This is a genomic window from Pontitalea aquivivens, from assembly GCF_046507575.1.
Lineage (GTDB): Bacteria > Pseudomonadota > Alphaproteobacteria > Rhodobacterales > Rhodobacteraceae > Pontitalea > Pontitalea aquivivens.
Window position 1 is genome coordinate 1 of record NZ_JBKFEY010000044.1, and the last position, 11400, is coordinate 11400.

The 11400-nt window shown below is 61.2% G+C and carries 9 protein-coding genes and 2 pseudogenes; 5 read left to right on the forward strand and 6 right to left on the reverse strand.

What is annotated here, in order from left to right; all coding sequences use genetic code 11:
- Nucleotides 1-124 precede the first annotated feature (124 nt).
- Both ACK8OU_RS19205 and ACK8OU_RS19210 read right to left on the reverse strand, forming a co-directional pair.
- Nucleotides 125-1417, reverse strand: coding sequence for an SIR2 family protein (locus ACK8OU_RS19205; RefSeq protein WP_410304953.1), 1293 nt, complete (start codon nucleotides 1415-1417; stop codon nucleotides 125-127).
- 51 nt (nucleotides 1418-1468) lie between these two features.
- Complete coding sequence (locus ACK8OU_RS19210) at nucleotides 1469-2731, reverse strand: Fic family protein (protein WP_410304954.1); 1263 nt, start codon at nucleotides 2729-2731, stop codon at nucleotides 1469-1471.
- 498 nt (nucleotides 2732-3229) lie between these two features.
- On the opposite strand from ACK8OU_RS19210, the gene ACK8OU_RS19215 reads away from it, so the two are divergent.
- The 5 genes and pseudogenes from ACK8OU_RS19215 (at nucleotide 3230) to ACK8OU_RS19235 (ending at nucleotide 6499) form a co-directional block, all read left to right on the forward strand.
- Complete coding sequence (locus ACK8OU_RS19215; RefSeq protein WP_410304955.1) at nucleotides 3230-3622, forward strand: hypothetical protein; 393 nt, start codon at nucleotides 3230-3232, stop codon at nucleotides 3620-3622.
- 241 nt (nucleotides 3623-3863) lie between these two features.
- The gene (locus tag ACK8OU_RS19220; protein ID WP_410304956.1) at nucleotides 3864-4706 is read left to right on the forward strand and encodes a hypothetical protein; all 843 of its coding nucleotides are present in this window, start codon (nucleotides 3864-3866) and stop codon (nucleotides 4704-4706) included.
- A 69-nt stretch (nucleotides 4707-4775) separates the two neighbouring features.
- Nucleotides 4776-4871 (forward strand): annotated as a pseudogene (locus tag ACK8OU_RS19225) (transcriptional regulator); the annotation flags it as partial.
- A gap of 61 nt (nucleotides 4872-4932) precedes the next feature.
- Nucleotides 4933-5283: pseudogene (locus tag ACK8OU_RS19230) on the forward strand (permease); the annotation flags it as partial.
- A gap of 169 nt (nucleotides 5284-5452) precedes the next feature.
- Nucleotides 5453-6499: an MFS transporter gene (locus ACK8OU_RS19235; RefSeq protein WP_458524361.1), complete on the forward strand. Its 1047-nt coding sequence runs from the start codon at nucleotides 5453-5455 to the stop codon at nucleotides 6497-6499.
- A gap of 3 nt (nucleotides 6500-6502) precedes the next feature.
- Here the strand turns inward: ACK8OU_RS19235 and ACK8OU_RS19240 are convergent, their stop codons facing one another.
- From ACK8OU_RS19240 to ACK8OU_RS19255, 4 genes are all read right to left on the reverse strand, one after another.
- Nucleotides 6503-7096: a nitroreductase family protein gene (locus ACK8OU_RS19240; protein ID WP_410304961.1), complete on the reverse strand. Its 594-nt coding sequence runs from the start codon at nucleotides 7094-7096 to the stop codon at nucleotides 6503-6505.
- Nucleotides 7074-8330 carry a molybdopterin molybdotransferase MoeA gene (locus tag ACK8OU_RS19245; RefSeq protein ID WP_410304958.1) on the reverse strand — a complete coding sequence of 419 codons (1257 nt, stop codon included), beginning with the start codon at nucleotides 8328-8330 and terminating at the stop codon, nucleotides 7074-7076. The genes ACK8OU_RS19240 and ACK8OU_RS19245 overlap by 23 nt, the downstream gene beginning before the upstream one ends.
- A gap of 63 nt (nucleotides 8331-8393) precedes the next feature.
- Entirely contained in the window at nucleotides 8394-10856 is a 2463-nt protein-coding gene (locus ACK8OU_RS19250) for an arsenate reductase (azurin) large subunit (protein WP_410304959.1), read from the reverse strand.
- Between the two features lie 13 nt (nucleotides 10857-10869).
- Nucleotides 10870-11400: arsenate reductase (azurin) small subunit (locus ACK8OU_RS19255; RefSeq protein ID WP_410304960.1), on the reverse strand; the 531-nt coding region annotated here is incomplete at its 5' end.

The following is an 11400-nucleotide window of genomic DNA, read 5'->3' on the forward strand; positions in this document are numbered from 1 at the left end:
GTCTCGGTCATCGTGCTCTCCTTCGTTGTCATCGGTCTTTGAACAACCTCAGACTACGAAGAAGCGCGGTGGCCACCAGCCCGGCCGCGCGCTGCGCTACGCCAAAGGCTCCGCGCGCGGCCTCCTACACCACCCGATGGGACACTACCCCCTGCTGCTTGAAAAGCAGCTTCTTGAAGACTTTTTCGATAGCCTGTTCTTCTTTCTGGTCAGCGCTCGTTGGCATCAAGTCCTGCACGATACTGTCGAAGTAGTGCGCCTTCTTCCCCGTCTCCTCGTCGCTGCCCCAGATGAAGGAAATCCTCGGGTCTCCTAGTGCTGCGAGCTCTTTAGTCACCGGATTGTTGGCGTCGTCAGGATTGAGGAACGCGATCAGGCGGAAGCCTGGGAGGGTCAGCCCTTGAAAAATAATGTTGTTAATGTGCTCGTCGCCAAAGCTGAAGCCCATCACGAAAAGGACGCTTTGGTCTTGAACGATCTGGCGCTGAAACTCACGGAACATGTCCGAGTAGGGCGAGCCAAAACTCGCCGTCTGCTTCGAGGGCGTCGGATAGATCATGACGCGATCCTTGGCAGGGTCGAGCTTGTCAGCAGACTCCCGGATTGGGAAAAGACCCGTCCCCTCTTCCGTCCAGTTTACAGACCCGTGGAGCTTGCAGAAATGCACATATCCATCCACCGCCGCCCATCTTTTTGACGAAATATCGAGCTGCTCGGCCAGGGCGCGGCGGTATGTGGAAGGGTTGAAGCGGCGCTCAACCGTGCCCGCAAACCCGTTTGAATAGGGGATGCCAGATCGGTCCATTGCCCGCTCGTTGAACAAGTCGTAGTTGGTGGTGAAAACCCAAGGCGGCGCGAGGCCACGAGATCGAGTCGCCAGCGACTGATAGAAGCGCCGGTAAACCGTCACGATTGTTTCATCGCCGTGGGCAAAACGTCCCTCGGTGCATTTCTGAAGGATGAACTTTTTGACGCCCGCGATGACCGGCTCGACAGTTTCAAGGGCTTCCTGAAACTCACCCTTTGCACTCGTCCTGCAAAACTGCTGCGCTGTCATCAGGACTTCCATCATGCGCTCAAGGTTTTTTTGGAAGGTTTCGTGCGTTAGGTCGATGCCAAGCCGGTCCTTCAGCGCATCTCGTTGTGCAGGTGTGACAAAGGCACCGACACCGGGGAGACCCGGCATACCCTGAAGCGTCGCCTGGAACTCTGCCGCAAGCGGTCCCATCGTCGGAATGCCAAGCTCATTGCCATCGTGCATGTAGGACGAGCAACCGGAGCCAATGAGAAAAGACAGGTTCTTGGAACCGAATACCTCTGCCAGATGCCGCCTGATAATATCAGCGCGGTCGTCAAACCCTGCTTCGGGGGGAAGCTTGGCAAACTCGTCTTTGCTTCCTTTTCTGAAATTAATCAAAGGACTACCTCAAATCTCTCGTTGATGAGTACGGCGCTGCACGACATTCTCTCACTCATCCCGTTCTGGAAACAACCCCGGCATCCACCGCCCAGCATACTTGGCAGGGAAGGCCAGCGTCAGCGGCGCACGGGTCGATGCTGATGACAGCGCGCCCGTTTCTAGGAGCGCAGATGTCACCCGCCGCGCAGTGCGGTCGCTGGTGCCAAGAATGGTCTCGACCTCCCCACGCTCGATCTGCCCCTGATAGAGCACAGCCTTCAGCACGGTATCGGCTTTTGGTGGCAGCGCTCCAGCACGCATTTCTTCTTCCGCCCAGATCAGTATGCGGTCACGCAGTCGACCCGGCCGCATGAGGCTCTCCATGAACTCCACCTGGTCAATGCAGATGCGCAGGAAGAATTGCGCGAAGGAGGCAAGTGCTGCCTCACTGAGCGTGCCGCGTCCGTCACGGTCGCCACGGCGGGGTCCGTCACAGGCGGCGAGGTGTTCCTTGTATGCTGCCTCCTGCCGGGCAAGCCCGCGCGCCACTGACCACAGGCCGCGCGTGTCGAGGGTTTTGCGCAACATGGCGTAGGACATGAGGCGGGCAACGCGACCATTCCCATCAAGGAAGGGGTGCACCCAGAGAAGCCGATGATGGGCACAGGCGGCGGCAAGGATCGGTTCGATCCTGCCGGGAAGGCTGTAGGCCTTGTGCATCCGCTCCAGAAAGCGGGGGACAGCACCTGGACTGATGGCGATATGCTGCCCGACTTCAACGTATCGCGTGCGCAATTCGCCGGACACAACCGGGATCTTCTCGCCCGTCTTAGGGTTCTCGACGAAGAGAAGCTCAGGCGGCAATAACTGGCAAAAACGGCGATGCAGTTCGATGATCGACGCAGGCGCGGTCGGCGGTTCCGCCATGCCATCTTCGTCGATCCATTTTTGAACGGCGACATGCGCCTTGGCTTCAAGCTGAAGGTTTCGCTTCTTCGGATCGCCGCTGTAGTCGTTCCGCATCGCACGTTCGATGTCGATAGGATGGGTGTCATGCCCCTCGATGAGATTGCTGTAGTAGCAGTTCATCGACCGCACGAGATCGGCAAGCGCCTCTGCCATCGAAGCAGGCAAGCCGCTGCGGAAGCCGGCGGACTTCTCTGCCAGCTCAAGCACAAGATCATTCAGGCCCGCGCGGGCGGGAGAGCCTTCCGAGACCATAAGTGGCTCAAACAAGCCCACTGTCTCTCCGTCATCACTAACCATCAAATGACCTTCCCTTTGGCCGCTTTCTTGGCCATGCGCACTCTCCATGAAAATGATGTTTATCATAGTATTGGGTGACAAGCTATGGAGAACGCGTCCGGTGGATTGGCCGGTTCCATGTCCGCTACCACTTCATTAGAAGCAGCCATATTCGGATCGCTGATGTGAATCTACAAATAGCTTCAGGCTGTCATCTGCGATCAAGGCTTGGGGACCGCATCGCAGCCTCTACGATGAAATCCTCTTGCTATCATTAGTGTTGTTTTGTATCGCAGCACCATTATAGTGGGAGTCGGCGTTATGAAGCACAGGGTCCGAAGCGCGGCAGCCGCCGCTGCTATCACCGTATCGAGCCTCATCGGTTCAGTCGAGCAGGCGCAAGCCTACCAGGTTGACTGCGCCATCTTGCTCTGCCTGGCCGGAGGCTGGCCAGCATCTGCGCCTTGCGCCCATGCGCGGGCCGTCTTCATTCGGCGGATTACACCGTGGCCGATCGAGCCGCCCCTACAGATCTGGCGATGCCCTATGGGAGTGTCGTTCAGCGCCCCTGCCCCGCTTTCGCCGATGGAACGGCTCTACGACATCGCTTTCCGAACTGAGCCTCAGATCAGCGTGCCGCAAGACCCGCCGCTCTTTTCGCCGGTGCAGGCAGAAGAACAGGCTGACATCGACATCTCGGGCGATGCCTTCGACTTCGTTCGCAGCATTCGCGTCTATCACATCCAGTTCAGCCAGCGCGAAAACCGGGATGGCGATTGCAACCGTTACGACAGCACCCGCCTCGGTTCATATGGGGTGCAAGGCGACTATCGTTGGACACGGTCGAGCGTAGCCGATGTTCCACCAGCATCGCAACTTCCCGAGCCCGTTCACTGCAGATCGATCAGCTACCGCTCCGTCTTCGTTGACTGGCGAGACCACGAGGGAAACTACGGCTTCGAAGAGGTCCGCTACTGACCCTGCGCGGGGCGGCGTGGCGCCGGCCCGTATCCGATAAACCCTGCACCAGAGACCGTGCACCGACCCCAAAAAGGGAAACGACGCCAGACCGTGAAGCCTGACGCCGCGCTAGAAAAAAACCCGTGAACAAGGTTTTTCTAGCGCACTGTCCGAACCTCTGCAACCAGCAAAGTTGTTTTGCTGGCAAAAATGTTGTTACCTCACGGCATGGCCTCGGCTCTCTCAGGAGACACCGACCATGGAACCCACAACCGGCCTGATCTTGCGACGGATCACAGAGACAGAGCTTTCCGTATCCGCCCATAAGCTGGCAACGATCATCCTCGATGGCATCGCCTGGAAGGAAGGCTACAACGGCCTGTCACGCGGGACGGCCGCTTTCACCCTATCTGCACTCGCAGAAAAAATGGGCGTTTCGCGCCAGTATCTGACCGTGCTCTTGACTGAACTCGAAGCCTCCCAGCTGCAACTCACCCGCCAAAAGCCAAATGGCAAGTATGCACCCTGGCTCTTTCGCTTCACAGCCTTTGATGAAGCAGACGAGATCGAAGATGTCGCGTCAGGTAGAGACGACACATCACTATCTAGTAAAGATTATAACAAAACTGTATTCTCCGGACATATCAACATTAATGCAGTTTCGAACGTGTTCCAGACTTGCTGGGCCGACTTGATCAAGGTAGCGAAGACCGTGCTTCCATGCTGGAATGTCGACACGCAAGTGATCTGGGATCGCTTCCTTGCGTTCAACCGCGCGCGCGGCAACGAGAAGGTTCCGGCGGGTTTCTTGCTCGGATTCATGCGCAGGTGGCGCACCGCGCCGGGCACGGCAGCTCAGCCGAAAGAAGCACCAACGCCACAGCGCACGCCTGACCCAAAAGAGCGCGAACTGCACGATCAGATCAAGGCTGCACCGAGTTCGAACCGCCAGTTTCACGCGTCAGACCTGTGTCGGCTCATCGGGCAGGCGGCCTATGAGGCTCGCGTTCTCAACGTCATCCGGCAGTTCGGCTGTCCAAGGTTCAGCGCGACGCTCGCCGTTCATGGGAGGGCCGTGATAGCCGGCGAAATTACGCGATGAACGAAAATGCACTGGATGGATTGATATGGATCAAGGCGCATATGCGATGCGGCGCATAATCATCCGCCCATGCAAGATGTACTGACCGCCATTTGCGACCCGACCCGCCGCGCAGCACTCGCCCTTCTCTGGGATGGGGGCGAGCATTGCGTCTGCGAATTGATGGCAAGGCTCGACGCGAGCCAGAGCCGGATGTCGCGGCACATGAAGGTGCTGCGTGAGGCCGCTGGCGTTCATCCTCGAGAGCCTGATGCTGGCGTGGATCCCGGCGGAAACCGTCACCGCGGCGCTTGGCGGCGAGGGGCTCATGCCCATCGTGACCGCAACGCTGGTGGGCGTGCCCGCCTATCTGAACGGCTATGCCGCTCTGCCGCTGGTCGGCGGGCTGATCGAACAGGGCATGGCGCCGGGGGCAGGAATGGCCTTTCTCGTCGCGGGTGGCGTCACCTCGATTCCGGCGGCCATGGCGGTCTGGGCGCTGGCGCGGCCACAGGTCTTTGCGGTCTATATCGGCCTGTCCCTGACTGGCGCTTTCGCATCGGGGCTGCTGTTCCAGCTCTGGACGCAGATGGCATGAACACCTGCGGCGAGACATGTTGTCTCGCCGCACCCCTCCTGATCGAAGCCCCATCATGATCCCAAGACTATCCCCGGCGCGGCGAGGCCTGATCGTCGCCGCCCTTGGCTCTTCCCTAACCGTCAGCTGGGCCTCGAGCTACTACATCCCTGCCGTTCTGGCCGTGCCCATGGCCTACGACCTCGGCCTTTCGCCGGTCTGGGTGTTCGGCGCGTTCTCCATGGCGATGGTGGTTTCGGCAATGGTCGGACCATGGGCCGGGGCGCGGATCGACGGTTTTGGCGGCCGGGGCGTGCTGATGCTGTCCAACCTCGTCTTCGCGGCAGGACTTGGGCTGCTCGCCGTGGCGCCCTCACCGCTTGTCCTGTTCGCGGGCTGGGCGGTCATCGGGCTCGGCATGGGGATCGGGCTTTACGAGGCGGGGTTCGCCACGCTGGCGGGGATCTACGGGAAGGAGGCGCGGGGGCCGATCACCGGGATCACCCTGATCGCCGGGTTCGCGAGCACTGTCGGCTGGCCCCTCTCCGGATTGATGCTGGCGACATGGGGCTGGCGGGAAGCCTGTATCGGATGGGCGCTGATCCATCTGGCCGTGGCCTTGCCGCTGAATGCGTGGCTGCCAAAGGGCACTAGGGCGGTAACCACACCGGAGACGCCGGTCGAGGACGGTCCGCCACCATCCCGACTGGCGCTCTGGCTGCTGGCCTTCGTCTTTGCCGCCACCTGGTTCAACTCGACCGCCATGGCCGCGCATCTGCCGGGGCTGCTGCAAGCCGCAGGGGCCAGTACGGCGGTCGCCATCGCGGCCGGCGCGCTGATCGGCCCGGCGCAGGTCGCCGCACGGGTGCTGGAGTTCGGCCTGCTGCGGCGGTTCCATCCGCTTGTCTCGACCCGCGTGGCGGCTGCGGCCCATCCCGTGGCCGCCGTGGCGTTGGTGAGTTTCGGGGGACCGGCTGCCTATGCCTTCGCCCTCCTGCACGGGGCGGGAAACGGCATCCTCACCATCGCCAAGGGCACCCTGCCGCTGGCGCTGTTCGGCGCGGCCGGATACGGGCGGCGGATAGGCTGGCTCAATGCTCCGGCGCGCATCCTGCAAGCGGCGGCCCCACTCATCTTCGGTGCGGCGCTCACGGCATGGGGGCTTTCCGCTATCTGGCTGACCGCAGGCATCGGTGTCGCTTCGCTCATCGCACTGCTTGTCCTGAGGCGAAGCTGATTTCTAGTCAGGGCACCATGTCTGCAAGATTTCCGAAGCATTGCGCCTAGGCCTCTCCGTTCGTGGGCCATTGTGGCGACCGAGAACAACAAAGGCGGCCAGATGCCTGTCGGCAGACAAGTGAAAGGCGTCCCGGAGTGCTCTGGAACGCATTCTCTTGCCGCTCAACGGCTTGGCATGCAGATCGAGTGACAAAGCGGCCAGCAGCAGGTTCTGCAACCCCGCCCCGACGCTGATCCATTGCTCCTCTACGGGGACGACGGGGTGGTCTGACGTCAGATGTGCCAGAATCGCGATCAGACAAGGGCCCGCCATCGCGCGATCCCGCGCAGATTGTAGTGTCGCAGCATCGGCGGCAGGATCAGCCTCAAGTGCCGCATTCGCAAAAACCTCGCCCAAGGCCGCCCGCTGATGGGCGGGGACATGAACGAGTTGCAAAGGGTATAGACCACCATGATCGGGCGCTGCGGCCGCAGCACTCGCCAAGACTGCAAGTTCTTCAGGCGAAAGGTCCGGTCCGGTCAGATGCCGTGGCCCGACGGATCGGCGGGACAGGATTTGCCCCAGTATATCGTCATTCGCACAATGGCTCGACAGTCAGCGACTGGCCCGGTCTGACCACTTCGATTTCCGGAGGGATGACGGCGATCCCCATGGCCAGTGCAATGGGCGACATCGAGGCTGAGGCACCCTGTCCAAGCCGAACTAAGACCGGGCGCCCGAAGGCGTCGCGGGAATCCCACCTGACGGGAACATATTCCCGTCGCCCTGTCGCCCGAACATAGTTGAAGCCCGCGACGGCGGGTAGCCAGGTGTCCGGTTCTTCCGTCAACCCTGCAGCCCGGCGCAAAGCGGGCTTCGCGATCTGGGAAAAGGTGATGGCGGCAGCGTAAGGGTTGCCGGGCAGTCCGAAATACAGCGCCTGACCAAGGCGACCGACGGTCAGAGGCTTGCCGGGGCGGATCGCGACCTTGAGCACGTCAAGCTCGGCGGCTTCTAGGCGCAGCGCATCAAGGATGTGATCCTCCTCACCCGCCGATACGCCGCCCGAGGAAATTACCATGTCATTGGTTTGCGCGGCATGACGGATGGCCGATCGGATGCTGGCGGGATCGTCCGGCATGATGCCGAGATCCGTCAGGTCGACCCACGGAAAACGTGACAGGGTTGCGCGCAGAAGCACTCGGTTGGAGTTGTAGATCTGCCCCGGCCCAAGGGCGTTGCCCGGCTCGGACAGTTCATCTCCGGTGGACAAGATGGCGACGCGCACACGGGGGCGCACGGCGACAGACGCCACGCCACAACCGGCCAGCAGCGCAAGTCGGGGCGGGGTCAGGGCCAGCCCGGCGGCCAAAGCCGGTGCGCCCTGGGCCACATCTTCACCCTGGCGGCGGATGTTTTGACCCATACGTGGGCGCTCGCTCAGCGATATCATGTCTCCGGCCCGCGTGACCCGTTCCTGCATCACAACAGTATCGGCCCCAAAGGGCACCGGCGCGCCAGTGAAGATGCGGGCCGCCGTGCCTGCCGCAAGGGTGAGGACGCGCGCGTCGCCCGCCGCGATTCGGGCGGACACGGGCAGGTGCCATGGGCCGTCACCGGTTAGATCCGACAGGCGCAAGGCATAACCATCCATGGCGGAATTGTCGAAAGGCGGCAGCGCGTGGGCGGCCCTGATCGGGGCAGCAATCACACGACCGACCGCCTGATCTATGGGCAGCGTCTCTTGCCCGGCAACTGGACAGGCGGCGGCGATGGCGCGCAGCCGCGCCGCATCGACCGACAAGGTTGGGCCGGATTTTCCAGCCGAACAGGAAACAGCCGCTGTCATTTCACCCCCCCTCAGAAAACCCGCCCCCCGACGACCGGGGGGCGGGTCATTGTTCAGCAGGCCTTACAGCATGATTTCCTTGGATTTGAACGTGATCCCGGCCGTTTCATGCGTTGCGTTTGATACCTTGCGGATGTCGGCCCAGCAGTGCTTGTAGTCAGGGATATTGAGCTCGTTCACACCGTTGGTCACGTTGCCCTGGCTACCGGCCGGAGAGCCAAAGACCATCGCCACGTGTCCGCGTTTCGCCGTGGCGGTCGGATAGACCATGCCCTGCGTCACGCCGTTGGTGTTGATGATCTCGATCAGGTCGCCGGGGTTCACGCCTTCCTCGACCATGTCATCGGGGTTCATCTCGACGAACGGATAGGGGAAGCGGTCTTGCACGAACTCGTTCTTCTGATCCAGGAACTGGTTCTGCCAGAAGATGTTCGCCCGAACGTTGTTGATCCAGTACTTGTGCTCGGCCTGCTCGCGGGCGCGCCCCGGAGCCTGCCAGCCCCGCCAGCCGGATGCACAGAACAACGCCTTGCCGTCTTCGCGCCCGTGGCGGGTAAAGACACCATCGGTGTAAAGCCGCTCGGTGCCAACAAGCGCGCCGTTTTCATAGCCCACAACGGGTTCCTGCACGCCGTTGTTGCCGGCATCCCGCAGGCGGTCATAGCTGACATCGGTATGCTTGCTCGCATAGCCGTCCATGAAGGCGTCTTCCTCGGTTGCCCAGTCATAGCCTGTGAATTTGTCGGCCTTCTCGTCCATACCCATTTCGCGCAGAACGCGCTCCATGTTCTGGGCGATCCCGGCAGCGATCAGGCAATCGGGGCGCGAGTTGCCGTAGGGGTCCATGTATCTCTCGGACAGGCGCAGCCGCCGCTCGCCGTTCATCGAGGTGAGGTTCATCTCGTTCGATTCACAAGCGGGCAGGATGACATGGGCGTTCTGGCCGATCTGGCTGTGGATGATGTCCATATCCACGACGAACAGACCACCCGCATTGATCGCAGATACGATCGCATCAACCAGTTGTTCGCGCGTTCCGCCCGCGGCGGCGTCGATCGCATCCTTGACCATGTCGCTACGACGCTTGTGGGCCCGCTTGAACTCGGAGGCGTTGATCGTGGTCTTGTGGTGGTCACAAGCCCAGACATGGTGCACACCGCCCAAACCCCGGATCAGGAACTGATCGACATATTCTGCCGGTCGACCGACGACCGATTCATCGGGCCGGAAATAGCCCTCCTGATGGCCTCCCAAGCGGCAGACACCCCCACCCTCGCGGCCAATATTGCCGGTCGCCAGCGCGAGATTCACCATGGCACCGACAACGCGGTAGTTGTCGTTGCCCCATATGATGCCTTTTTCATAGGCCGAAGTCGTCTTGCGGCGGCTGCCGTCGTCATGAGGCTTCGCGATCCATTCGGCGGCCTTCGCGATATCGGCAGCGGGGACACCGCAGATATCTGCGGCTTCGTCCAGCGACATGCGGATCGACTGCATCGCATGATCGAGGCTCCCCAGACTGGCAGGATGCGCTGCATCCTGCGCGACGGCCTCGCCATCCTGGAACGTGGAATTGGCGATGAATTCGGCATCGGTCCAGCCCTGATCCACGATTTCGGTCATGATCGCGTTCAGAAGCGCGATATCGGTGCCTTCCTTGATCGCAAGATGCAGCACGTTCTCAGGGCCGGCATAGGCCTCGGCAGAGCTGACCGACACCGTGCGGCGCGGATCGACCATGATGAACTTCGCGCCCGACTGCATTCCCTTGACCATGTGGTTCAGATACAGGTTGGTCTGCGTTTCCATCGGGTTGGCACCGACGACAAAGATCGTGTCGGTCAGCTCGTAATCCACGTAGCTGTTGTTCAACTCATCCACGCCCATATCGCGCGAGGAATGCACTTCCGAGTTATAGGCAGGCCGGTTGTGAATGCGGATGTTCTTGATCGACATGCTTTGGAAATACAGCTTTCCAGTCGCCCAGGTGTTTTCATAACCACCTGCGCTGCCGCCATGGTCGAACACCGACACCACCAGATCATCCTCGGACCCTTCCGTGATCACGCGCGAGGTGACGCGAGCGACCAGATCAAGGGCATCGTCCCAGCTTGTCGGCTGCCACACACCGTTGCGCCACACCAGCGGGTCCGACAAGCGTTGCTGCTGCGTGCCGGTGACCTTGGACGGACGATTTTCCGCCATCCGCGCGCCGCGTACCGATCCAAGGCCGGAGTTCACGACGCAATTCGCGTCCGGCTTGACCACCAGATGCACGTCGCGGCCGTTCTGGCGGACGACGTTGTACATCGAGGGGGCGTACCACGCCTCGGATTCCATGAATTGCTGTTCGCTCAGGTCGACGCCGAACTTGTTCTGGCTCGGAGCCGTACCGCCCTGCCGGTTCATCGGCCAAGTGTAAGCCTTGTAGCCGCAACCCACGATGCAGTAGTGGCAGGTGACGTTGAATTCCTCTGCATCTGCGGGGATGATCGGCAGCCGGTCGATCTGTCTCTTGTATGCCATTGCTCTCTCTCCCTTATGCCAGAACGTTCGACAGGCGACCGTAAATCAGCTCGTCCACACCTTCGGCATGGATGTCGCCCTGATCGTCGACCCGCAGCAGAAATTGCGCGAGATTGCTGGTCGCATGGCCCCAGATCTGCTGGCCACCGGCTTCGCAATCGAAGCGGGAATGATGGCCGGGGCAGTTCAGCGTCATGTCCTCGGCGGAATAGCTCATCAGCCAGCCCTTGTGTGGGCAGAGCACCGAAAATGCGACGATATCGCCATCCGGGCCGACGCCGCCCTCGACCGCCTGGCCGAGCTTGAGCAGCACACCCGGGCTATCCGCATCGGGATAGGAGATGTCCATCGGTTCGTTCACCACCAGATCGGCGATGTTGGCAAGGCGGTTCGCCGGATAATCGACGCGTGCCAGTGCCTGCGCTTTGGCCTGTTCCGGTGTCATGACGGTGGCAGCGACGGCCCCCGCTGTGGCGGCCATGCCGCCCCTCAGAAACTGTCGACGTCCCGCGTCGACCAATTTATTGCACTTCATTGGCTGGAC

Coding starts and splice junctions, on each gene's coding strand:
- ACK8OU_RS19210 (WP_410304954.1), bottom strand. CDS start 2,731: ATGATAAACATCATTTTCATGGAGAGTGCGCATGGCCAAGAAAGCGGC.
- ACK8OU_RS19215 (WP_410304955.1), top strand. CDS start 3,230: ATGGAACGGCTCTACGACATCGCTTTCCGAACTGAGCCTCAGATCAGC.
- ACK8OU_RS19220 (WP_410304956.1), top strand. CDS start 3,864: ATGGAACCCACAACCGGCCTGATCTTGCGACGGATCACAGAGACAGAG.
- ACK8OU_RS19235 (WP_458524361.1), top strand. CDS start 5,453: ATGGCCTACGACCTCGGCCTTTCGCCGGTCTGGGTGTTCGGCGCGTTC.
- ACK8OU_RS19245 (WP_410304958.1), bottom strand. CDS start 8,330: ATGACAGCGGCTGTTTCCTGTTCGGCTGGAAAATCCGGCCCAACCTTG.
- ACK8OU_RS19250 (WP_410304959.1), bottom strand. CDS start 10,856: ATGGCATACAAGAGACAGATCGACCGGCTGCCGATCATCCCCGCAGAT.